A 23,094-nucleotide genomic window follows, 5' to 3' on the forward strand; every position below is an offset into this window, starting at 1 on the left:
CCTTATGAAAAAGTTAATATATACAGCCTTTGTCATCTGCGGAATGTTGACCGCTTCCTGCTCGGATTTATTAAATCTGGAATCAAAGACAGATGTGACGAACAATTACCTGTTCACTACTCCCGAAGGGTTGAATACAGCTGTTACAGGTCTGTACTCCCTGGCTCGTGAATTGCCGGGTGGAGCGGATAATAATGAATCCAATCTGTACATCGTTACTATGTGTGACTTTAATACGGATATTGCGATACTTAGAGCAGGTGTTTCTACTTCAATCGGACGTTTGAATACGAGCTTTACTCCAAGTACTGGGGATGTCAATAAGTTCTGGAAACATCACTATGGTATTATTGGAAAAGCAAATGAAATTATTGTAGCCGCAGAAGCCCTGGGACTGGATGACAGCGATGTGCTCCATGCATGGAGTGAAGCGAAATTCTTCAGAGGACGGAGCTATTTTGAACTCTGGAAACGCTTTGACCGTCTTTATCTGAATATCACCCCGACCACCGTCGACAATCTGAAACGGGAATACAAACCTGCTTCTCATGAAGAACTGATGACGCTGATTACAACTGACTTGGACGATGCCATGAAAGGGCTGGACTGGTCGCTTCCTCAAAATAATGGAAATGTATTGTATGGACGGGTAACAAAAGCTACTGCCAAGCATGTTCGTGCACAGGTTGCCATGTGGGAGTCAGATTGGGATACAGCCATTGAGGAATGTGAGGATATCTTTAAGCAGGAAGGCATCTACTCGATGGAAAAGAAAGCCGAGAATGTATTTAATGGGGCAGATTTGAAATCTCCGGAAGTGTTATGGAGTTTCCAATATTCACAAAACTTGGGTGGAGGTGGTTCCGGAACTCCGGTTGCCGGACATCGTGTCTCTATTCAAACCACTACCCGAATCAATAAAATTTCAGGTTGTATCAATACGGCCGATCAGGGTGGATATGGTTGGGGACGTATTTATCCGAATACCTATCTGTTGAGTCTGTACGATCAGGCAAAAGATACGCGATATAATGAGTTGTTTGTTCACCGTTTCAAATACAATGACCCTACTTCTCCTAAATATGGAGAATTGATTCCTCTTACACAGAGTTCCAGCTATTGTGAAACACTGCATTTTATGTCGAAAAAATACTTTGACCAATGGACGATGGCTGATAATCCGGACCGGACAACGGGTTTCAAGGATCTGATTGTCTATCGACTGGCAGAAACTTACTTAATGGCGGCAGAGGCATATATGCGTCGTGACGGAGGTATGAGTACGGATGCTTTGCGCTGTTACAATAAAACATGGGAACGTGCGGGAAATGATAAATTTGCAGGTCCTCTGACGCAGGATATACTTTTGGATGAATATGCCCGTGAGTTGAATTTTGAAGGCGTTCGCTGGCCTTTGTTGAAACGTTTGGGACTCTTGGGCGAAAGAGTGAAAGCGCATTATGGCGAGACGAAGGCTGAAAACCCTTATCTGGATAAAGATTATGCGGAATGCCGTACCAGTTTTGTGGTTGGAAAGCACGAATGTTGGCCTATTCCACAGGAACAGATTGACTTGATGGGGAAAGAGAATTTCCCACAGAATGAGAACTGGTATTAAGCGATTGATTATCTGTAAAACATGAATGAATATGAAAAAAATAATATACTTCTTATTGATTTTAAATCTGGGGTTACTTTCTTGTGTCGATGATGCATCGGTACGCGTGATGCCTGAATTTAATTGTAAAGATACAAAAGTAAATTTGGCGAAAGCGGCGGGTTCTTCTGTTACGTCGCTGTTATATACCAATGTCGGTCAGGTTGTTGCACAGTACGAAGCAGAATGGCTTTCTGTAGATGTAAGTTCAAAAAGTGTTGTCTACACGGCCTTGACACAAAATGATGGTGAAGATGCAAGAACGGCTGTCGTGAAACTGACTTGCGGCTCATATACAGTAGAAGTGACGGTTACCCAGGATTCTAAAGAACCGGATCTTTCTTTGAAGATAGGACAAAGTGTGGATGAGGGTATCGGTATGATTTTCTGGGTGGATCCTTCGGATAATATGGTAGGAAAAGCGGTTTCAGTGAAACGTCAGGGGGGGAATCCTTTTGAGGCTTCTGTGATGCCTCATAGTGCACTTTCCACCGTCAACGGATATGCTAATTCTGCCTTGTTCACTTCTCCGTCGGCAAATGATGCGGTAGCATATTGCCAGTCGTTGGGTGACGGGTGGTATCTGCCTGCCCGCGATGAATTATGGGAATTGTTTGATACCTATAATGGTGTTGGACATACTGATCCGGATTTTGTTTCAGTCGTACCTGATAAACTGACGGAAGTAGAGAAGGCGGCACGTGCTGCATTTGATAAGATGTTGACTGATTTACAAGGTGATGTGATGAACGAGGCTGCCGGTTCAGGTAATGGCGAAAGCTATTGGTCGAGTACGGAAAACGCAGCAGGTAATCAGGCTTATTGGGTACGTTTCGGTAAATCGGGAGCTGATGCAGGAAATAAAACAGCTACCAACCGTTTTGTAAGATGTATGCGTACAATCGGTGATTATACTTATCCTGAAGAACCGGCAACATTGACGGTTAATCCAAATCCTGTGACATTGGAAGGAGCTAATGAAGCGGAAGCAAATGTGACATTGACATCCAATAAAACGGTATTTAGTGTGGCTTTGGCAAATGATTCCTGGCTTTCGTATACTATTTCGGGCACAACAGTTACGTTCAAAGCAAAATCTAAAAATACCACTGGCGATGTTCGTACGACTGTTGCTACGGTTACAGCCGGTACTGGCACAGCCGCTAAGTCGGTGGAAGTAACGGTGAATCAGAATGTTGCGGCTGAAGGAGGCGCTTCTCTCGAGTTAAGCACAAATGCCGTGACTATTACTCCTGATGCTGTGACGAAATCAGAAGGAATAACGATGATTTCTGATGAAACAGAATTTACAGTAAATATAACTGATGAGTCTTGGGTGAAAGCGTATGTTGATATAACAAGTAAAACTCTTTATTTCTGGACATTATCGCCTAATTTGAATAGTTCTAACCGGGTAACGACTGCTACAGTAATAGCCGGAAGCGGAGCGAATGCACCTAAACAGGAAGTTACTATTACACAAAGAGGGCTTTTAAGTTCCGAGTTTGCGGTGGGACAGGTGATTGCGGATAATGGTTCGTTAAAAGGAGGCATTGTGTTCTGGGTAGATGGCACTAATCGTGGTAAGGCTAAGATTATGTCGTTGGACAGAGAGAATCTGGCATGGTCTACGGCAAGCTCTCCGGCTTCTACCGGTTTAACTTTATCCAATGACAATGGCCTGGCAAATACTACTGCGTTGGCAGCATTGCCGAATGCAGCAGAAATGCCCGCTCTTAAATATTGTATGGATAAAGGTTCCGGATGGTATTGGCCTACGAGAACGGATTTGGAACAGATGTTTGAAACTTATAATGGGACTGCAGTGGCAGATGCAACGGAGAATAACCCGGATGCGATTACCGATTTTGAGAAAGCAAACCGTACAGCTTGGGATCAAGTGATTACTGGTGCGGGAGGAACTATCATGAATACGGCAGCAGCATCTGCTACCGGAGATTCCTATTGGGCTAGTCGTGAAACATCGAGCGGTACAAGCGCATTTTATGTACGTTTTGGAAAACCGCTTGCCTGGGATAAATCGAATGCTAAAAAAGACGGTAAAAGATTTGTTCGTGCAGTCCGTTCAATCTCGAAATAATGGTATTAAGTATGTATAAGGTATATCCAAAAATAATTTTAGCCTGTTTGTTACTGGTTATGACCGGCACGGTTTATAGTCAGCGTGTGACGCAAACGATTAATGACGGTTGGAAGTTCTCCCTCTTTGAGGGAGATGCCTCTACTGCTGACTTTGATATTTCCGGTTGGACTGACGTTTCCATTCCTCATACGTGGAATGCAAAAGATGCAGATGATGAAATTCCCGGTTATTTCCGGGGAAAAGGCTGGTACAGGAAAGTGGTGGCTGTGGAGGAACTGATCCCCGAACAAAGAGTCTATCTTAGTTTTGAGGGAGCCAATCAGGAAACGAATGTGTTTGTGAATGGAACGTTTGTTGGAAATCATAAAGGTGGTTATTCCGCTTTTACGTTTGACGTGACTGATTATGTTCATGCCGGACGCAATCTGATAGCTGTGAGCGTTGACAACTCGCATAATCCGGATATTGCTCCTCTTTCAGCGGACTTTACTTTCTTCGGGGGAATCTATCGGGATGTTTATCTGGTGTATACTTCTCCTGTGCAACTGTCTACTACTCATTACGCTTCTAGTGGGGTGTATCTCAAAGCATCGAAGATTACGGATTTGCAAGCAGATATTTCAGTAAAGACATTCTTGTCTAATGCTTTGAAGAGTAATCAATCATTGATTCTTGAAACGGAGATTTTGGATGCAGATGGTAATAGAGTAGCACTTTCACAAAAGAAAGTAAATGTGAAGGCAGAAGAAAAGAATGTAGCTTTTGAATCGCTCATGGCTATTACGCAGCCTAAACGTTGGGATGTAGACTCTCCTTATATGTATAAGGTATATAGCCGTCTGAAGAATAAAAAAGAGGAGGTGCTCGATTGTGTTGTCAATCCGCTGGGAATTCGTGAATATCGTTTTGATGCGGAGAAAGGTTTTTTCTTGAATGGGAAATATCGGAAATTGATTGGTACCAGTCGGCATCAGGATTACAAAGGAATGGGAAATGCTTTGCGGGATGAAATGCATATCCGGGATGTACAGTTGAGTAAGGATATGGGAAGTAATTTCCTGCGAGTGGCTCATTATCCGCAAGATCCGGTTGTGATGCAGATGTGTGATAAGTTAGGACTATTGACTTCGGTTGAAATTCCAGTAGTGAATGCCATCACTCAAAGTAAGGCATTTATGGATAATTGCGTGGAACAGGTGACAGAGATGGTTTGTCAGAACTATAATTATCCATCTGTTATTATTTGGGCTTATATGAATGAAGTGCTTTTGCGTCCTCCTTTTAATCCGGAAAATAGGACGGAACGGGCGGACTACATGACATTCCTTCATCAAATAGCTTCGGCGATTGAGGCGCAGATCAGAAGTCTGGATTCGGAACGCTATACCATGTTGCCTTGTCATTCTACTTCTCAAATCTATCAGGAAGCAGGAATTGCAGAATTACCGATGCTATTGGGTTTTAATCTTTATAATGGATGGTATGGTGGTAGCTTGAGTGGATTTGAAGAGAAACTGGAAGAACTTCACAGGGAGTTTCCTCACAAACCGTTGCTCATTACCGAATATGGGGCGGATGTGGATACTCGTATTCACTCTTTTTCGCCGATGCGGTTTGATTTTAGTTGTGAATTTGGTTCCATCTACCACGAACATTACTTGCCTGAAATTCTAAAGAGGGATTATATCGTGGGAGCTATGGTTTGGAACTTGAATGATTTTTATTCCGAAGCCAGAAGAAACGCTATGCCTCATGTGAACAATAAAGGGTTGGTAAGTATGGATAGAGAACGTAAAGATGGATATTATCTTTATCAGGCTTATCTGAAAGAGGCACCTGTCCTGCACATTGCTTCTAAATCGTGGAAGAACAGGGCAGGAGCCAGTCGGGATGGAAAGAGCTGTACGCAACCTTTGAAGGTGTATACCAATGCAGATAAGGTGGAAGTCTTTTTAAATGGAAAGAGTTTGGGAGTATATCCGGTATCGGATAAGGTCGTTTCTGTGGATATTCCTTTTGTCAACGGAGAAAATGTGGTAGATGCTGTAATTGAAAAAGAGGGACGCGAATATCGTGACCAGTATGTTTGCAATTTCCAATGTGTCAATGTGAAGAACGGCTTTACGGAAGTCAATGTATTACTGGGTGCTCAACGTTATTTCGAGGATCGGACAGCAGAACTGTGTTGGATACCGGAACAGGCTTATGAAAAAGGCTCATGGGGATATATTGGCGGAGAAGTGGCTCCGAACAAGACTCGTTACGGTTCTTTGCCTGCCAGCGACACTGATATACTGGGAACGGATCAGGATCCTATCTTTCAGACGCAACGGGTAGGTATTGAGGCCTTTAAAGCGGATGTGCCGGATGGTGTCTATGCTGTATATTTGTATTGGACGGAACTTACTTCTGAAAATAAGAGAGAGGCTTTGGTGTATAATTTAGGAAATGATGTGGTGAAAGAGGAGTATGCAAACCGGGTATTTTCTGTGGATATAAATGGGGTATCTGTTGCCGGGCAAATGAATATTGCAGAAGAATACGGTTCCGAACGTGCGGTCATTAAAAAGTATATTGTTCCGGTTTCACAGGGAAAAGGGCTTGTCGTTCGTTTTGGAGCGGTAGAGTCTGTGCCTATTTTAAATGCAATACGAATCGTAAAAGAATATTAGAAGATGAAAAATAGTATAGTTATATTGTTTTTACTGCTGTTATCCCAGTTGGGTTATGGGCAGGGACGTACATTTAAGGTCACTGCCCGTCCGTGGGTGAAAGGACAGAAAGATCTTCCATGGAAGGAGTATGATACCCGTACCATTGCTCAATTGGATGGTTTTAAAGCTACTGATAAAGTGCATGTAAATGAGTATGGAAGTGATTGGGATGCTCCGAAACACCGGGCTACTGGATTTTTTAGAGTAGAACGTATTGGAAATCGTTGGTGGATGATTGATCCCGACGGATATCGGCATTTGCAGAAAGTGGTGGTTGGAGTACGTTTGGGGACTTCCGAACGCAATAAACAAGCGATGCTGGACAAATTTGGTACGGAAGAAAAATGGATCGAAAGAACAGCACAGATGATTCATTCACTGGGCTTTTCCGGTACGGGCTCTTGGAGTAACGAAGAGGCGATTGCTTCTTACAATGCATCCCACAAGGAGGTCTTGACCCGCTCAATCATTCTTAACCTGATGAGCGGATACGGAAAGAAACGGGGAGGAACTTATCAGTTGCCTGGTAACACGGGATACCCTAATCAGTGTATTTTCGTTTTTGATCCGGAATTCGAAACTTATTGCGATGAGATGGCACAAAAACTGGTTGCGAATAAAATGGATAAAAACATCATTGGTTATTTCTCGGATAATGAACTTCCGTTCGGACCCAAGAATCTGGAAGGCTATCTGACTTTACAGAACCCTGGTGATCCGGGAAGAGTGTATGCGGAATCCTGGTTGAAAAAGCAGGGAATTACTTCGCAACAAATAACCGATGAGCACCGGGAGGAGTTTGCAGGGGTGGTAGCTGAACGATATTATAAAGTGGTATCGGAAGCGATTCGGAAGTATGATCCCAATCATCTCTATCTGGGTAGTCGTTTACATGGAAAACCGAAGTTTATCCGCCAGATTGTGGAAGCGGCAGGCAGGTATTGTGATGTCGTTGCAATTAACTACTATGGAGCGTGGACGCCGAGTGAGAAGACCATGAAACATTGGGGAGAATGGGCTCAAAAACCTTTCATCATTACGGAATTTTATACGAAAGGAATGGATTCCGGACTGGCGAATACGACAGGAGCAGGTTTTACCGTTCAAACTCAACAGGAACGTGGATATGCCTATCAGCATTTTGTTTTAGGATTATTGGAAAGTGGAAATTGTGTCGGATGGCACTGGTTCCGTTATCAGGATAATGACCCGACGGCAAAAGGAGCAGATCCTTCGAATTTGGACTCTAACAAGGGACTGATAGATAATGAATACAATCTTTATAAACCGTTGGCCGATGCTATGAAAGAATTGAATATCAATGCCTATCGTTTAGCCGACTGGTTCGATCAACAATCAAATAACAATCAATAAAATACACACCATGAAAAAAATATTTATACTGGGAGCTTTACTGTTTATAACTTCTATTCCTATGGTTTCTTGTACGGATGATGATGATAAGGACCCTAATTTTATGCCTCCTGATATAGTGATGGGTGGGGAAGATGTGGAGTCGGAATACCCGGAAGATTTACCCGTTCCTGGAGCCTCTGTGGTATATGCTCCGTCATTAAATGCCAATATGTATCGCCCTATCAGTGTCAAGTATTCCAGTGCTTATCCTCCCATATCCAGTTGGACAACGGGGAATACACGTATTATTGCTTATATGGATGGATATAAACCGGCTATTAAGACATTGAAAGCGTATCAGGAGTCGGTGAATAAATATGGAAGTTCGACAACGCTTCCGAAACAAGCAGCTACGGGCAGGTTTTATACGAAGAAGATAGATGGACGTTGGTGGTTGGTTGATCCGGAAGGCTGCCTGCATCTTGAACGTAGTGCAACTTCTTTGCGCAAAGGAACTTCCAGTCGTAATAAAACAGCCTGGAATAATAGGTTTGGAACTGATGAGAAGTGGCTGTCCACTACTCAACGTGAATTGAGTGAGATCGGTTTTCATGGTACAGGTGCATTCTGTACGGGAACGTACTCGTTGATTCAGACTCATAATGCTTCCAATCCAAGCAGTCCGTTGACTTTGGCACCTTCATTTGCTTTTCTAAGCCAGTTCAAGAGTGCGAAGTCTTATAATTATCCCGGAGGAAGCGATGATAATGCTGCAGGTCTTGTGTTTTATAATGGATGGGCCGAATGGTGTGATTCATATTTGGCAGGTAGTGCTTTCGCAGATTATTTGCGTGATCCTAATGTCTTGGGGTTCTTTTCGGATAATGAGATAAACTTCTCTTCAAACAGTTCCCGGATTTTGGATCGTTTCCTGGCTATCAACAGTTCGAATGATCCGGCTTATGTTGCGGCAAAAGGCTTTATGGATTCCAAGGGCGTGCAAAGTGTGACGGATGCCTTGAATAATGAGTTTGCAGGTATCGTAGCAGAGAAATATTATAAAGCAGTGAAAGAGGCAGTGATGAAAGTAGATGATAAGCTGCTTTATCTGGGGACTCGATTGCATGGAACTCCTAAATATATGGAGGGAGTGATGAGAGCTGCCGGAAAATATTGTGATGTCATTTCTATCAACTATTATAGCCGTTGGAGTCCCGAACTGACAACAGCGATTGCAGACTGGGCAAGTTGGGCGGATAAGCCGTTTCTTGTAAGTGAGTTTTATACGAAAGGGGTGGAGGATTCCGATCTGAATAACCAGTCGGGAGCCGGGTATTCTGTTCCTACACAAAATGAGAGGGCTTATGCTTATCAGCATTTTACATTAGGATTGCTTGAGGCTAAGAATTGTATCGGATGGCATTGGTTTAAATATCAGGATGATGATGGTACGGATAATTCGTCGAAACCTGCCAATAAGGGTCTTTATGATAACTCTTATCAGTTGTTTCCTTATTTATCTTTCTTTGCCCGCGAATTGAATTTTAATGCGTATGATTTGATCCAGTATTTTGATAAATAGGTATTCGTTTCGATATAATATTTGAAAAGAAAGACAAAGTGCGAATTTCGCTGTATAGCTTTGATAAAAACTACTATTGCAAAATTCGCACTTTTTATTTTCTGATTAGTTGTGTACTAACGTACCTATCTCTTCTCCGCTGATTACTTTCTTTAAGTTACCTACTGTGTCCATATCAAATACGACGATAGGCAGGTTATTTTCTTTGCACATACAAGTCGCAGTTAAATCCATAACTTTCAGACCACGTTTCAACACTTCATCATACGTAATATCATCGAATTTGGTTGCGGTAGGATCTTTTTCAGGATCAGCTGTGTAAATGCCATCTACGCGAGTACCTTTCAGCATAACGTCTGCTTCGATTTCTATTCCTCTAAGTGAAGAACCGGTATCTGTAGTAAAGAAAGGATTTCCTGTTCCTGCAGACATGATGACCACTTCACCGTTTTCCATACATTCGATGGCTTTCCATTTACTGTAGAATTCACCGATAGGTTCCATCCGTACTGCTGTCAATACACGTGCTTTTACACCGGTAGCCACAAGAGCAGAACTTAGAGCGAGGCTATTGATAACGGTAGCCAACATTCCCATTTGGTCACCTTTCACACGGTCAAAACCTTTATTGGCTCCGCTTAATCCGCGGAATATATTACCTCCTCCGATGACGATACCAATCTGTACCCCTTGTTCGTGGATTTCTTTGATTTGTTGAGCATATTCTGCCAGTCTTTTTTCGTCAATGCCGTATTGCTTTTCGCCCATCAAGCTCTCTCCACTGAGCTTTAGTAAGATTCTTTTATACTTTGCCATACCTTTTGCTTTTTATTGTTTGCCGCAAATATAGAGATAATTTATCGGATAGCCTCACTGGGATGCGATTACTTTTTTCATTATTTGCCTTCCCAAAAAGGTTTGTACAACTCCTCGCAGGGAAAGATAAATGAGAAAAGCCAGCCACAGGGCGTGATTTCCCAGGAGAGGATGGAAAGCGTAATATACTCCGAAGAAGCTGGCGGAAGCGACTAACATGGAGTAAAGCATCTGACGGGTAGCGGTGGCACCAATAAATACTCCATCCCACAGGAAAGCAGAAAAGCCAGCTAGCGGAATGATAAGTGCCCAGTAAAAATAAGTGTCTGAAGCGTTGATTACTGAAGTGTCATTGGTTAGTAGGCCAAGAAATTCTTTTCCACCGATTGCATAAAGGATGGTGAATATCAATGAAAGACCCAATCCCCAATAGAAAAGGTGATGTACTGTGTTGCGTAAGGCTGTTTGATTCTTGGCACCTATGTAACGGCCGGCCAGTGCTTCACCGGCATAAGCAAATCCGTCCATGATGTAAGAAAACAGAGTGAATAGTTGCATGAGCAAGGTGTTTACGGCTAATACAATTTCTCCTTGGGCGGCTCCTGCAGAGGTGAAAAACATGGTGACTACAACCAGGCAAAGGGTACGGAAGAAGATGTCCCGGTTGACTTGGAAGAAACGGTACATGGCTTGTTTCTGTATAATTTCTTTCCATACGATCCGCTTTCTTAGTGCACTATAATAGCGCATATATAGCAATATGGCCATGAAGAAACCTGCATATTGGGCTATTAAAGTTCCTGTTGCCACTCCTGCCACTTTCATATCCAGCAAGTAGACAAAGGATAGGCTGGCTACAATATTGACAATGTTTTGAGTAATAGCGATATACATGGGAAAGCGTGAATTCTGCATTCCGATAAACCAACCGGCGAATCCATAAAGTCCTAATGTGGCGGGAGCTCCCCAGATACAGATATAGAAATAAGTAGTTGCCAGTTGCTCGACTTCCGGTGTGGTTTGTATCAGAGTGAATGCCAATTTCAGGATGGGGTATTGGAGTATCAACAGGCAAAGAGCTATAAACAATCCTACGCCAACGGAACGTAACAGTAACCGGGTGATTTCATTTAGATTATGCTGCCCATACGCTTGTGAGGTCATGCCACTCGTCCCCATGCGTAGGAATCCGAAAATCCAATAGATAATATTAAACAACATTCCCCCTACAGCGATGGCTCCAATGTAGGCCGGAGAACCGAGGTGTCCTACGATGGTAACATCGATAAGTCCCAGTAGCGGGACGGTAATATTTGATATAATCGATGGTATGGCTATCCGTAATATTCGTCTGTTTTCGGAGGATTGTTTTTTATCTATCATTTTATAGAAACACTTTTATCAAATTGATTGTTCTTTTCGTCCACAAAGGTACATTTTTTATTTTTTTGTTGTATCTTTGTGAATCACGAACTAAATAGCAATCGGATGGATTATGAGGACCTTAACTATTTTTCTTATCTCTTTATTCTCACTGCCGCTGGCGCTGAATGCACAGTCGGTTGATGAGATGTTGCAGAAAGTATCTGCCGCCATTGAGGCTGGGCAGAATGGACAGGCTGTGAGCTATTTCCGACAGACTATTCCTCTGAATATAGACCGTACGGAAATGTATTATTGGACGAATGTGGACAAGAATAGTGAAATTAGCTCCAAACTGGCTACTGAATTAGCTCTCGCCTATAAAAAGAAACGGAATTACGACAAAGCTTATTTGTTCTACAAAGAGTTGCTGCAAAAGGACCCAAATAATGTAGATTGTTTGGAAACATGTGCGGAAATGCAAGTGTGCCGCGGACAAGAAAAAGACGCTTTGCGTATGTACGAAAAAATATTGCAACTCGATGCGGATAATCTGGCTGCTAATATCTTTTTAGGAAACTATTATTATTTGATGGCAGAGCAGGAGAAGAAAAAGTTAGAAACGGATTACAAAAAACTTCCTTCTCCCACTAAAATGCAGTATGCCCGCTATCGGGATGGATTATCGAAGTTGTTTACTACCCGGTATGAGAAAGCGCGTAACTCTTTACAGAAAGTTGTTCTACGTTTTCCATCGACAGAAGCTCAAAAGACATTGGATAAGATATTGAGAATAGAAAAAGAGGTGAATCGCTAGGTGGTTCACCTCTTTTTCTATTATATTCAATTTGTTATTTTATAGTTCGTATTGGTAAATCCAAGGGACCTTCATTAAGTGCTCGGGTATCAATGTCTCCTTTCTTCGGTCCAGGTATCAGTGGACTATAGGATAAGACATGTCTGATACGTTCACGTTGATTTTGAGTGAATTGATTTGAGTGGCTAATAGCATAATCCATGATATTATAAGAGATAAACTCTATACCATCACATCCTGTTCGTTTTACCAAATTTTCAAATGTGTATTTTGCTCTCTCATTTTCATATATGTAATCACAATTACTATCATACTCTTGTTTATTATAGCTTTTAGTATCTTTGCAATAATCTGTATCTTCACACGTACCATTATTTGTTTCGGCAAAGACATGATGCAGTCCCAGGTAATGTCCTAATTCATGAGCTAGCGTGACAGTAACGTCTGCTGTGTTATATTTTGTTGAAGTAGATTCTTCATTAATATATAGGCTATTAATAGAGACACATAGTGGGAATTGTAAATTTGCTAATGTTAGATGAGAGTAGTCTGTTTCACCAAGCCCTTCTAAATAATGCTTGCCTTTAGTAGAAAAAGGAATATGGGAGATACCTAATGTTACTGAATTTGAATTAGGTTCGGTTGCAAAATTATAAACCATAATATTGATATATGAGTTTGGATCCCATAAGTATTTTACATATTCTCCCGAATTATCCTCCATGAAAGCTTCACAGTCGATAGGGTATGATTCTGGCCATTGGATATATTCTACACCAGGATTGGGTAATGTTTCTCCATTTTTATCTGTTGTTGCCAATGTAAAAGTGAGATTCATATCTACACTGTTATTCTTGCTTTTATACAGACTGTTCACTTTGTCTAGTATATGGGATAAACGGCTTGAATTTACTTTCTGTAGAGAATTTCTATCTTCTTTATACAATACATGAAAGATTACAGGGATTTTATAATGATATTCTTCAGCTGTATTGATAGAGCCATTTTGGATGATTTGAACAGTTTTGTTAACCTTATGACTTATAATAGTGACAGTTGCTGTTCTGGAATTGGATTCCAGATTTGCATTAATAGATAAGATTAACTTTCCATCGTTCTCTCCTTTTTGTGTATTAGGAATACACCATTGTTTATTACTTGTTACAGTCCATGAAGAACTGCATGTAATATCTATCGTTAATGATTCACCGCTTGCGCTGATGTTATCAAACTTCGATTCTGATATATTCAATGTTGCAGAATCTGAATCATCGCATCCTATTAATATCCATAATAATGAAAGGAGGAAAATTAGTTTTGTTTTCATAAATGAAAGAGTTTTATATAAAAACGCACGTTCCAAAGATAATGTTTTGATCTGGAATAGGATAGCTTATTTCAGTAAATATTCTACTTCCTTAAACATATAGTCTCTTTTCATCAGCATCTCGTCTTCTAAAATTAATCTTCCTTCAGGTTCTACACAAACGATTCGTGCAAGAAATTCTCCATTGGCATCTTTATATCGATGAATTCCTTCCCTTCTGAAAAGAGACTTTTCATATTGACAGGCTATTGATGTCGTATCGCCTTTTTTGAGCAAGCTATAATAAGATTGGATACGTAGCATGATATTTTTCAGTATTTCGAATAGATCATGCTCTTTTCCTGTGATTTGTACTAGTGAAACGGGGTTAGGAGCAGAACTGTGAAATATCTCCTGATTAATATTAATTCCGATGCCTGCAATACTTTGACTGATGTTCCGCCCCATCAGATCGTTTTCTATCAACATCCCGCATATTTTCTTTTCTTTCCAATAAATATCGTTCGGCCATTTGATAGAGATATCGGTGGTATAAGTATCTAATTCTTCTTTAATGGCTAAAGAGATGACCTGTGAAATGAGAAACTGACGTCGTGCTTCCAAAAACTCAGGGAAGATAACGGTGCTGAAAAGAAGATTCTTGCCAGGATCTGATTCCCAAGAATTGCCACGTTGTCCCCGACCGGAAGTTTGAAAATCGGCGACAACGACAGTTAGTTCTTCCATTTTCTGTTTAGAACAGAGAGATTGCAGATAATTGTTGGTAGAATTAGTCTCGTTGATATGAATCAATGGAACCGGGAATATATCAGGGAAGGGCATCATATTCTGCACGTAACTTTTTAGTAAATTTTTTGATTACCTCATTATAAGAGTGATCGATAAGCTCTTTCATCAATTTATCGTCTATGTCACTATCAAAGCGGACACTATTCCAGTACTTTTTATTAAAATGATAAGCCCCTTCAATTCCCGAATAATGTTCACGCAGTTCGATTGCTTTCTCCGGGTCACATTTTAGCGCGATGTGATTAGCTTCTTCCAGGTCAATGAGAGCAAACATCTTGTTCATTACCTTTATAACCAGTGATACATCATCGAAAGGGAAAGATTCGGTGACTCCTCTCTTGCTTAAGCAGTATTCTCTGATAGTTTCTACATTCATAATGAATTAATAATTATAGTATGTTTTCATAATTGGTTATATCATAATTTTAAGCGCAGATTGCACGCATTTCACGGCTCTTATAATGATGAATATGTAAAGCCAAAGCATTCTTTAATATAAAGGAGGATAAAACGCTTCCTCTATGTGTTCAACCTTGAAATGCCCGTCGTTGCCTACTACAGTAATGATATCAAAGCGTACAGGAGAGTCAATCTGAAACAATCTGATATAGGTATCCGCTGCGCGTACCGTACGTCTTATTTTAGGTAAATCAACAGCATCTTCCGGCTCTGCAAATAGGGTATTACTGCGAGTTTTCACTTCTACTACAATCAGTTCATTATCCTTTGCTGCTACAATGTCCAGTTCGAAATGTCCTTTTCTCCAGTTCCGGTCACGGATGAGATACCCCTTCTGTTCAAGATAAGCTACGGCGGCATTTTCTCCGGCTTTTCCTAAATCATTATGTTTAGCCATCTTTTTTTGCAAATTTACTGCTTTTATTCTTTGTATTTACAGAAGTAAAAGTAATTTTGCAGAAGATATGAGAAAAAGGAGTAAGAAGTGCCTGAAAATGCATGTCGAGTGTACCAAAAGGGAACGACGGATGAGCATTTTATTGAGCGACGAAGAACAGCTGATTGTAGATCGTTATCTTGAGAAATATAAGATAACGAACAAGTCACGTTGGCTTCGTGAAACGATTCTCATGTTTATTCATAAGAATATGGAAGAAGATTATCCAACCCTTTTTGGTGAACACGACATGAGACGATAGGGGGATAATAAAAATAATAGATTCAAAATTAAAGGGTGGAATGCTGGACGATATTTACTTCATGAAACAAGCTTTGATAGAGGCAGGAAAGGCTGCCGAGCGGGGGGAAGTTCCCGTTGGAGCTGTCGTGGTTTGTAAGGAGCGGATTATCGCACGTGCCCATAATCTCACAGAAACATTGAATGATGTAACGGCTCATGCCGAGATGCAGGCTATTACAGCTGCTGCCAATGTGCTTGGTGGCAAGTACTTGAACGAATGTACCCTGTATGTCACAGTTGAACCTTGCGTAATGTGTGCCGGAGCTATTGCTTGGGCACAGACTGGTAAGCTTGTATTTGGCGCCGAAGATGAAAAACGCGGCTATCAGAAATATGCCGGTTCGGCTCTACATCCTAAAACGGTGGTTGTAAAAGGGGTAATGGCTGACGAATGCGCTACATTAATGAAAGAGTTCTTTGCTGCGAAACGAAAATAAAAGCAGTATCCTGTTTTATTTGATTTCCTCAAAATCTACATATTCACCATCGTCCTGGGTGAATATTTTTTTATGTCTTTTCTCCGGAACATTCTCGGAATATATTTCCTCTTCATCATCATTTGAACGGCGATCTCTTTGGCCATAGTCCTGTTGGCTTGTACGTCCCGATTCCGTTTGTTTCGGGCGTGATGAAGAAGAACCACGTCCTAATCCGAAAATCGTTCTTAGTATGAAGCCGATAATAGAAAGGCCAAATACGAAAATGGCAATAATAAAAATGAGTATGAATAAAAGTATATGCATCGGGCTATGATTTTTATGTTGTTACTTCGATAAAACTCATAGTACAACAAACGTGCCAAGAGATTGTTTATTTACTTTTTCTTGTAAAAAGTGAAAGTAAAATATACCATACAATGATGGCGGCAAAGCTACTGATTCCAAGAAATATAAGAAGAGGAATGCAGATAATCAGGAATATAAAACTGATTTTGTTGTCATTCCATGACAGATTTTTAAATTTCAGCGAAAACATCGGTATTTCTGATACCAGCAGTCCGGAAAACAGACAGACAAGTATAAGAAGGTAGACAGGATGGCAGTTGTCTGATATCAGGAAGTCATGTGCACCCGCCACTAAAGAACCCCAGAACAGAGCGTTGGCGGGAACCGGAAGTCCCACAAAAGAACTGGTCTGTCGCGTGTCATTATTGAATTTAGCCAGGCGCAATGCTGAAAAAACAGAAATCAAGAATGCTAAATAGGGTAGGTAAGGAGCGATGAACTCCATACTTGCCGGATAATACATTTCTTTGAACAGAGAGAATACGATCAGTGAAGGAGCAACTCCAAAACTGACATCATCTGCCAATGAGTCCAAGTCTTTTCCGATAATGGAATGTGCATTGAGCATACGAGCCAACAATCCGTCGAAGAAATCGAAAATGGAACTTAAAGCAATGAAAAGTAGAGCCAGCTCATATTTGGCTTCAAAAGCCATGACGCAGGCAATACAACCGGAGAAAAGGTTCAGGCAGGTTACGGTATTCGGAATACTGTTTTTAATAACGTTTGTCATTGTGACAGAATTATTTAAGTTTGGCGATAACCGTTTGGTTACCAGTCGTTAATTGTCCCATGCTGACACATACTTCTGTGCCAATGGGTAAATACACATCCACACGGGAACCGAATTTGATAAATCCCATGTGTTCGTCAATATAACATTCTTCTCCTACTTCAGCGTAGGTGACAATACGGCGTGCCACTGCTCCGGCAATTTGCCGGGTGAGTACTTCCACTCCTTCCGGAGTTTCGATTACTACCGTAGAACGTTCGTTTTCTGTGCTGGCTTTCGGCAGCCATGCTTTCATGAAGTTTCCATTATGATGTGCTACCTTTTTAATGGTACCGTCCACCGGATACCAGTTGGCATGTACATTCACAATGCTCATGAAGATGGATATCATTAACCGGCGGTCATGGAAATATTCGTTTTCATCGACTTCCTCGATAACGACGATTTTTCCATCGGCGGGTGCTACGACAATCTTTTCAGTGTCCTGTCCGAAGAGACGGATCGGACATCGAAAGAAGTTCACCATCAGCAGATAGACTGATATACTCGCTACTGCTACCACATAAAAAGGTATTTTGCAATCGATCCCCCAATAAAGAGCCGCATTAATCAATAGCAATAGCAAGAAGCTAGCCCATAATATATGTGTTCCTTCGCGGTGAATACGTATTTTCTTCAATTTCTTTAGTCGGCCCATGAATGCTGTTTAATGATATTGTCTGCAAAAATATACTTAATTTAAAAAATCAGCAAGTAAATGAGCATAGAAATGCGAATGTTGATAACTTTTTGAGGATTATTTTTGTTTATAACCCGGGAGGTAGTAATTTTATGCCTTCAAATTAACTACTTATCATTATGCAGGATTTCGTTCATTTACATGTCCATACTCAATATTCTTTGTTGGATGGTCAGGCTAGCGTAGCTCGTCTGGTTGATAAAGCTATGAAGAATGGGATGAAGGGTATAGCCGTGACCGATCATGGAAATATGTTCGGTATCAAGGAATTTACGAACTACGTCAATAAGAAGAACAGCGGTCCGAAAGGTGAAGTCAAGGACCTGAAGAAGCGAATTGCAGGAATTGAGGCCGGCACGATAGAGTGTGAGGATAAAGAGGCGGAGATTGCTGCTTGCAAAGCTAAGATCGTGGAAGCGGAAAACAAACTATTCAAACCGATCATCGGTTGTGAAATGTATGTGGCACGCCGTACCATGGACCTGAAAGAAGGCAAGCCCGACCAGAGTGGTTATCACCTGATTGTATTGGCTAAGAATGAAACTGGTTATCACAACCTTATTAAATTAGTATCGCACGCGTGGACGCGCGGTTATTATATGCGTCCGCGTACTGACCGTAGCGAACTCGAAAAATATCACGAAGGACTTATTATTTGTTCAGCCTGTCTCGGTGGTGAGGTGCCGAAGCGGATTACTGCCGGGCAATTTGCCGAAGCGGAGGAAGCAATACAATGGTATAAGAACTTGTTTGGCGATGACTACTATCTGGAGTTACAACGCCATAAAGCGACTGTTCCCCGTGCCAATCATGAGTGTTATCCGTTGCAGGTGAATGTGAACAAACATTTGATAGAATATGCTAAGAAATTCAATGTCAAACTGATTTGTACGAATGATGTTCACTTTGTAGATGAAGAGAATGCGGAAGCGCACGACCGTTTGATTTGTTTGAGTACCGGTAAGGATTTGGATGATCCTACCCGTATGCTTTACACCAAACAAGAATGGATGAAGACACGCGAAGAGATGAACGAACTCTTTGCCGACGTGCCCGAAGCATTGAGCAATACACTGGAGATTCTTGATAAGGTAGAATACTACTCGATCGACCATGCACCTATCATGCCGACTTTCGCCATTCCCGAAGATTTCGGAACAGAGGAGGGGTATCGGGCGAAGTTTACAGAAAAAGACTTGTTCGACGAGTTTACTCAAGATGAACATGGTAATGTGGTATTAAGTGAAGAGGATGCGAAAGCAAAAATTAAACGTTTGGGTGGTTATGATAAACTTTATCGTATTAAACTTGAAGGAGACTATCTGGCAAAACTGGCCTTTGACGGAGCCAAGAGAATTTATGGTGAACCTCTGTCCGAAGAAGTCAAAGAGCGGATGAACTTCGAACTGTACATCATGAAAACCATGGGTTTTCCCGGATATTTCTTGATTGTACAGGACTTCATCAATGCGGCACGTAAGGAATTGGGTGTATCAGTTGGTCCGGGACGTGGTTCGGCTGCCGGTTCGGCAGTGGCCTACTGTTTGGGGATTACGAAGATTGACCCTATCCAATATGATTTGCTGTTTGAGCGTTTCTTGAATCCGGACCGTATCTCCCTGCCTGATATTGATGTGGACTTTGATGATGACGGTCGTGGTGAGGTGCTTCGTTGGGTGACGAATAAATATGGTCAGGAAAAGGTTGCTCATATTATTACGTATGGTACCATGGCGACAAAGATGGCTATCAAGGATGTTGCGCGTGTGCAAAAGCTGCCTTTGTCAGAATCTGACCGTTTGTGTAAATTGGTTCCTGACAAGATCCCTGACAAGAAACTGAATTTGCCGAATGCTATAGCTTATGTTCCTGAATTGCAAGCTGCGGAAGCGTCATCCGATCCACTGTTGCGGGATACGATCAAGTACGCTAAGATGCTTGAAGGTAACGTGCGTGGTACAGGTGTACATGCTTGTGGTACGATTATCTGTCGTGATGATATTACCGATTGGGTACCAGTCAGCACTGCTGATGACAAGGAAACGGGCGAAAAAATGCTTGTTACCCAGTATGAAGGTTCGGTGATTGAAGATACCGGATTGATTAAGATGGACTTCCTCGGTCTGAAAACTTTGTCTATCATCAAAGAAGCTGTTGAAAATATCCGTTTAAGTCGTAATGTTGAAGTGGATGTCGATGCGATAGATATTTCTGATCCGGCTACTTATAAATTATATAGTGACGGACGTACGATTGGTACATTCCAGTTTGAATCTGCCGGTATGCAGAAGTACCTGCGCGAATTGCAGCCTTCTACATTCGAAGATTTGATTGCCATGAATGCCCTTTATCGTCCGGGGCCAATGGATTATATACCTGATTTTATCGACCGCAAACATGGACGCAAGCCGATTGAGTATGATATTCCTGTAATGGAAAAGTACTTGAAGGATACGTATGGAATTACGGTCTATCAGGAACAGGTGATGCTTCTGTCACGTTTATTGGCAGACTTTACTCGTGGTGAGTCTGATGCGCTCCGTAAAGCGATGGGTAAGAAGTTGCGTGACAAGTTGGATCACATGAAACCTAAATTTATTGAAGGTGGGCGTAAGAACGGACACGACCCGAAAGTGCTTGAGAAGATTTGGACAGACTGGGAAAAATTCGCGTCTTATGCTTTCAATAAATCACATGCTACTTGTTATTCGTGGGTAGCTTACCAAACAGCCTATCTAAAAGCAAATTACCCTCCTGAATATATGGCTGCTGTGATGAGCCGAAGCTTGTCGAACATTACTGATATCACGAAACTGATGGACGAATGTAAAGCAATGGGTATTCAGACGCTGGGACCGGATGTGAATGAAAGTAACCTGAAGTTTACCGTAAACCATGACGGTGATATTCGTTTCGGACTTGGTGCTGTCAAAGGTGTAGGTGAAGCTGCTGTACAAAGCATAATGGAGGAACGGCGTAAGAATGGTCCTTTTCTCGGTATATTCGACTTTGTGCAACGTGTCAACCTGAATGCCTGCAACAAAAAGAATATGGAATGTCTGGCATTAGCCGGAGGGTTTGATAGTTTTCCTGAACTGAAACGGGAACAATATTTTGCTGTAAATTCTAAAGGTGAGGTATTTCTGGAAACATTGATGCGTTATGGTAACCGCTATCAGGCAGATAAGGCAGCTGCTGTCAATTCTTTGTTCGGTGGTGAAAACGTTATTGATGTTGCAACTCCTGAAATTCCTCAAGGTGTAGAACGTTGGAGTGATCTTGATCGTCTGAATCGTGAGCGTGATTTGGTCGGTATCTATCTTTCTGCTCATCCGTTGGATGAATTTTCTATCGTATTGGAACATGTCTGCAATACACGGATGGCGGATTTGGAAGATAAAGCTGCACTTGTTGGTCGTGAAATAACGATGGGAGGAATTGTAACTAGTGTTCGTCGCGGAGTCAGCAAGAACGGAAATCCGTATGGCATTGCTAAGATTGAAGATTATTCCGGTTCTACTGAAATCCCATTCTGGGGAAATGACTGGGTGACTTATCAGGGATATCTCAACGAAGGAACGTTCTTATATATTAAAGCTCGTTGCCAAGCCAAACAATGGCGGCAGGATGAATTGGAAGTGAAAATCACCTCTATGGAGCTTCTTCCCGATGTGAAAGAAGAACTGGTGCAGAAGATCACGATTATCATTCCTCTGTCAGTCTTGAACTCGGCTTTGGTTACTGAACTTGCCACTCTGACTAAGGAACATCCGGGAAATACGGAATTGTATTTTAAAGTGACGGATGATGCCGATGTAAGCCACATGTCAATTGATTTGATTTCCCGTCCGATTAAGCTTTCGGTGGGGCGGGATTTAATAACATATTTAAAGGAACGTCCGGAACTGGGATTTCATATAAATTGATTATTGGTGATTTATGGCGTTTTGAAATAAGAATTTTGCTTTGTCTATTTCTTTATGGAACAAAGATAAGGAGGTTAATTTAAAATTTAGAAAAATAATAAAAGAGACAATGTTGTAGAAAACATAGTCTCTTTTTATTTATATAGTTGTGTGCTATTTTTTCAATCTTTGTTATCCTTTTTTCGATTTACGATACTCACGTGGAGACATCCCCATGATTTTGCTGAATAACCGGGAGAAATAATAGGTATCTTCTATACCTATTTTATAGCATATCTGATTAATTTTCATATCAGTAGTGTCGAGTAGCTGGCAGGATTGCTGTATCTTTAATAAGTTGAAATAGGTCAAAGGACTATGGCCTGTTTTCTTTTTGAACAACAGGGAGAAGTGGGAAGGAGAATATCCGATCTGATCGGCTATATCTTGTAGGCTAAGATGCTTTTCCATATTCTCTTTCATATAATGAATAGCCAGTTCGCTTACATTTTCATCTTCTGCTGCATCATTATTTGCAGTTGCATTGCGAAATTGTTGTATATATCGCAATGTTCCCAAATAAAAATGAAACATAGAGAATGCATAACGCAGGTTCTCATTACTATAACCATTCTTCAAAGTATTGAATATCTCTTCAAATAAATTGATTCGTGTACTGATGCGTGAATGCGATTCAGGTTGGATATCCATTGGGCGGCTTGCCTCTTGAGCGTAAAAGGGAGCGAGAATACCTTTAAAGTGTATCCAGTAAATAGTCCATGGATACGATTTGTCGGAAGCATAGGCATGGGGAACTCCCGCAGGGAGGATAAAATACTGGTTGGCGGATACGGTATATTCCTGATTGCCGATGCGATACCATCCGGCCCCGTCTATGCAATAGATGAATACATACTGGTTGATAGGCTCTTTCCGTTCCCGGAAGTGATGCTTGGCTTTCGGATAATATCCGATGTCAGTAATGTGTAGCATGGAGGTAAGAGGGTCTTCTTCCATTTTGTCAACGATAATGCGGGGAAGCACTAAAGCTCTTTCTCCGGTAAATCCATCTTTCAACTTTACCATAATCTCATAGTATATGATTCGACTGTTCTGCGCAAATATATAACAATGTATCTTATCTATCAAATAAACTGCAAAAAATAAGATTGTCCATCTTTATCGAATGAAATTCTATTTTTTATGCTCT

The 23,094-nt window shown here is 41.3% G+C and carries 19 protein-coding genes; 9 read left to right on the top strand and 10 right to left on the bottom strand.

What is annotated here, in order from left to right; translation table 11 throughout:
- Nucleotides 1–4 precede the first annotated feature (4 nt).
- From DXA54_RS09030 to DXA54_RS09050, 5 genes are read left to right on the top strand one after another with little or no spacing between them, the layout of a single operon-like run.
- Nucleotides 5–1,618: a RagB/SusD family nutrient uptake outer membrane protein gene (locus DXA54_RS09030; RefSeq protein ID WP_004306542.1), complete on the top strand. Its 1,614-nt coding sequence runs from the start codon at nt 5–7 to the stop codon at nt 1,616–1,618.
- A gap of 25 nt (nt 1,619–1,643) precedes the next feature.
- Nucleotides 1,644–3,758, top strand: coding sequence for a BACON domain-containing protein (locus DXA54_RS09035; protein WP_008650075.1), 2,115 nt, complete (start codon nt 1,644–1,646; stop codon nt 3,756–3,758).
- 11 nt (nt 3,759–3,769) lie between these two features.
- On the top strand, nt 3,770–6,433 hold the full coding sequence (locus DXA54_RS09040) for a glycoside hydrolase family 2 TIM barrel-domain containing protein (RefSeq protein WP_004306546.1): 2,664 nt from the start codon (nt 3,770–3,772) through the stop codon (nt 6,431–6,433).
- A gap of 3 nt (nt 6,434–6,436) precedes the next feature.
- Nucleotides 6,437–7,849, top strand: a complete 1,413-nt coding sequence (locus tag DXA54_RS09045) for a hypothetical protein (protein ID WP_004307919.1) — start codon at nt 6,437–6,439, stop codon at nt 7,847–7,849.
- Between the two features lie 10 nt (nt 7,850–7,859).
- Nucleotides 7,860–9,413: a hypothetical protein gene (locus DXA54_RS09050; protein WP_032852827.1), complete on the top strand. Its 1,554-nt coding sequence runs from the start codon at nt 7,860–7,862 to the stop codon at nt 9,411–9,413.
- A gap of 105 nt (nt 9,414–9,518) precedes the next feature.
- On the opposite strand, the gene pyrH is transcribed toward DXA54_RS09050, so the two are convergent.
- Both pyrH and DXA54_RS09060 read right to left on the bottom strand, forming a co-directional pair.
- On the bottom strand, nt 9,519–10,229 hold the full coding sequence (pyrH, locus tag DXA54_RS09055; protein ID WP_004306551.1) for a UMP kinase: 711 nt from the start codon (nt 10,227–10,229) through the stop codon (nt 9,519–9,521).
- Between the two features lie 54 nt (nt 10,230–10,283).
- Nucleotides 10,284–11,612, bottom strand: coding sequence for an MATE family efflux transporter (locus DXA54_RS09060; RefSeq protein WP_008650081.1), 1,329 nt, complete (start codon nt 11,610–11,612; stop codon nt 10,284–10,286).
- Nucleotides 11,613–11,724: 112 nt separating this feature from the next.
- Here DXA54_RS09060 and DXA54_RS09065 point away from each other — a divergent pair, with 112 nt between their 5' ends.
- Nucleotides 11,725–12,408, top strand: a complete 684-nt coding sequence (locus tag DXA54_RS09065) for a tetratricopeptide repeat protein (protein WP_004306554.1) — start codon at nt 11,725–11,727, stop codon at nt 12,406–12,408.
- 34 nt (nt 12,409–12,442) lie between these two features.
- Here the strand turns inward: DXA54_RS09065 and DXA54_RS09070 are convergent, their stop codons facing one another.
- The 4 genes from DXA54_RS09070 to DXA54_RS09085 all read right to left on the bottom strand — a co-directional run bounded on the left by DXA54_RS09070 (nt 12,443) and on the right by DXA54_RS09085 (nt 15,380).
- Nucleotides 12,443–13,735, bottom strand: a complete 1,293-nt coding sequence (locus DXA54_RS09070; protein WP_008650082.1) for a zinc-dependent metalloproteinase lipoprotein — start codon at nt 13,733–13,735, stop codon at nt 12,443–12,445.
- 66 nt (nt 13,736–13,801) lie between these two features.
- Entirely contained in the window at nt 13,802–14,560 is a 759-nt protein-coding gene (locus DXA54_RS09075; protein WP_004306558.1) for a biotin--[acetyl-CoA-carboxylase] ligase, read from the bottom strand.
- On the bottom strand, nt 14,544–14,900 hold the full coding sequence (locus DXA54_RS09080; protein WP_004306560.1) for an MmcQ/YjbR family DNA-binding protein: 357 nt from the start codon (nt 14,898–14,900) through the stop codon (nt 14,544–14,546). The genes DXA54_RS09075 and DXA54_RS09080 overlap by 17 nt, the downstream gene beginning before the upstream one ends.
- A 114-nt stretch (nt 14,901–15,014) precedes the next feature.
- Nucleotides 15,015–15,380, bottom strand: coding sequence for a YraN family protein (locus DXA54_RS09085; RefSeq protein WP_004299213.1), 366 nt, complete (start codon nt 15,378–15,380; stop codon nt 15,015–15,017).
- A 67-nt stretch (nt 15,381–15,447) separates the two neighbouring features.
- Here DXA54_RS09085 and DXA54_RS09090 point away from each other — a divergent pair, with 67 nt between their 5' ends.
- Together DXA54_RS09090 and DXA54_RS09095 are read left to right on the top strand one after the other, a co-directional pair.
- Nucleotides 15,448–15,681 carry a hypothetical protein gene (locus tag DXA54_RS09090; RefSeq protein ID WP_004299215.1) on the top strand — a complete coding sequence of 78 codons (234 nt, stop codon included), beginning with the start codon at nt 15,448–15,450 and terminating at the stop codon, nt 15,679–15,681.
- Nucleotides 15,682–15,721: 40 nt separating this feature from the next.
- A complete protein-coding gene (locus DXA54_RS09095; protein WP_004299216.1) occupies nt 15,722–16,159 on the top strand; it encodes a nucleoside deaminase in 438 nt (145 codons plus the stop codon).
- 15 nt (nt 16,160–16,174) lie between these two features.
- On the opposite strand, the gene DXA54_RS09100 is transcribed toward DXA54_RS09095, so the two are convergent.
- The 3 genes from DXA54_RS09100 to DXA54_RS09110 all read right to left on the bottom strand — a co-directional run bounded on the left by DXA54_RS09100 (nt 16,175) and on the right by DXA54_RS09110 (nt 17,937).
- A complete protein-coding gene (locus tag DXA54_RS09100) occupies nt 16,175–16,465 on the bottom strand; it encodes a DUF4834 family protein (RefSeq protein ID WP_004306562.1) in 291 nt (96 codons plus the stop codon).
- 67 nt (nt 16,466–16,532) lie between these two features.
- Nucleotides 16,533–17,240 (bottom strand): CDP-diacylglycerol--serine O-phosphatidyltransferase, encoded by a 708-nt coding sequence (pssA, locus tag DXA54_RS09105; RefSeq protein ID WP_004306563.1) that lies wholly within the window; start codon nt 17,238–17,240, stop codon nt 16,533–16,535.
- A 10-nt stretch (nt 17,241–17,250) separates the two neighbouring features.
- Nucleotides 17,251–17,937: a phosphatidylserine decarboxylase family protein gene (locus DXA54_RS09110; RefSeq protein ID WP_087320655.1), complete on the bottom strand. Its 687-nt coding sequence runs from the start codon at nt 17,935–17,937 to the stop codon at nt 17,251–17,253.
- Nucleotides 17,938–18,098: 161 nt separating this feature from the next.
- On the opposite strand from DXA54_RS09110, the gene dnaE reads away from it, so the two are divergent.
- Nucleotides 18,099–21,905 carry a DNA polymerase III subunit alpha gene (gene dnaE, locus DXA54_RS09115; RefSeq protein WP_120079277.1) on the top strand — a complete coding sequence of 1,269 codons (3,807 nt, stop codon included), beginning with the start codon at nt 18,099–18,101 and terminating at the stop codon, nt 21,903–21,905.
- Nucleotides 21,906–22,076: 171 nt separating this feature from the next.
- On the opposite strand, the gene DXA54_RS09120 is transcribed toward dnaE, so the two are convergent.
- Nucleotides 22,077–22,970 carry an AraC family transcriptional regulator gene (locus DXA54_RS09120; protein WP_004306566.1) on the bottom strand — a complete coding sequence of 298 codons (894 nt, stop codon included), beginning with the start codon at nt 22,968–22,970 and terminating at the stop codon, nt 22,077–22,079.
- Nucleotides 22,971–23,094: the final 124 nt, after the last annotated feature.

It is taken from the genome of Bacteroides sp. OF03-11BH, assembly GCF_003604005.1.
GTDB lineage: Bacteria > Bacteroidota > Bacteroidia > Bacteroidales > Bacteroidaceae > Bacteroides > Bacteroides ovatus.

Excerpts from the sequence above, each read along its gene's own strand:
- DXA54_RS09030 (WP_004306542.1), top strand. The coding sequence starts at position 5 with ATGAAAAAGTTAATATATACAGCCTTTGTCATCTGCGGAATGTTGACC.
- DXA54_RS09035 (WP_008650075.1), top strand. The coding sequence starts at position 1,644 with ATGAATATGAAAAAAATAATATACTTCTTATTGATTTTAAATCTGGGG.
- DXA54_RS09040 (WP_004306546.1), top strand. The coding sequence starts at position 3,770 with ATGTATAAGGTATATCCAAAAATAATTTTAGCCTGTTTGTTACTGGTT.
- DXA54_RS09045 (WP_004307919.1), top strand. The coding sequence starts at position 6,437 with ATGAAAAATAGTATAGTTATATTGTTTTTACTGCTGTTATCCCAGTTG.
- DXA54_RS09050 (WP_032852827.1), top strand. The coding sequence starts at position 7,860 with ATGAAAAAAATATTTATACTGGGAGCTTTACTGTTTATAACTTCTATT.
- pyrH (WP_004306551.1), bottom strand. The coding sequence starts at position 10,229 with ATGGCAAAGTATAAAAGAATCTTACTAAAGCTCAGTGGAGAGAGCTTG.
- DXA54_RS09060 (WP_008650081.1), bottom strand. The coding sequence starts at position 11,612 with ATGATAGATAAAAAACAATCCTCCGAAAACAGACGAATATTACGGATA.
- DXA54_RS09065 (WP_004306554.1), top strand. The coding sequence starts at position 11,725 with ATGAGGACCTTAACTATTTTTCTTATCTCTTTATTCTCACTGCCGCTG.
- DXA54_RS09070 (WP_008650082.1), bottom strand. The coding sequence starts at position 13,735 with ATGAAAACAAAACTAATTTTCCTCCTTTCATTATTATGGATATTAATA.
- DXA54_RS09075 (WP_004306558.1), bottom strand. The coding sequence starts at position 14,560 with ATGATGCCCTTCCCTGATATATTCCCGGTTCCATTGATTCATATCAAC.
- DXA54_RS09080 (WP_004306560.1), bottom strand. The coding sequence starts at position 14,900 with ATGAATGTAGAAACTATCAGAGAATACTGCTTAAGCAAGAGAGGAGTC.
- DXA54_RS09085 (WP_004299213.1), bottom strand. The coding sequence starts at position 15,380 with ATGGCTAAACATAATGATTTAGGAAAAGCCGGAGAAAATGCCGCCGTA.
- DXA54_RS09090 (WP_004299215.1), top strand. The coding sequence starts at position 15,448 with ATGAGAAAAAGGAGTAAGAAGTGCCTGAAAATGCATGTCGAGTGTACC.
- DXA54_RS09095 (WP_004299216.1), top strand. The coding sequence starts at position 15,722 with ATGCTGGACGATATTTACTTCATGAAACAAGCTTTGATAGAGGCAGGA.
- DXA54_RS09100 (WP_004306562.1), bottom strand. The coding sequence starts at position 16,465 with ATGCATATACTTTTATTCATACTCATTTTTATTATTGCCATTTTCGTA.
- pssA (WP_004306563.1), bottom strand. The coding sequence starts at position 17,240 with ATGACAAACGTTATTAAAAACAGTATTCCGAATACCGTAACCTGCCTG.
- DXA54_RS09110 (WP_087320655.1), bottom strand. The coding sequence starts at position 17,937 with ATGGGCCGACTAAAGAAATTGAAGAAAATACGTATTCACCGCGAAGGA.
- dnaE (WP_120079277.1), top strand. The coding sequence starts at position 18,099 with ATGCAGGATTTCGTTCATTTACATGTCCATACTCAATATTCTTTGTTG.
- DXA54_RS09120 (WP_004306566.1), bottom strand. The coding sequence starts at position 22,970 with ATGGTAAAGTTGAAAGATGGATTTACCGGAGAAAGAGCTTTAGTGCTT.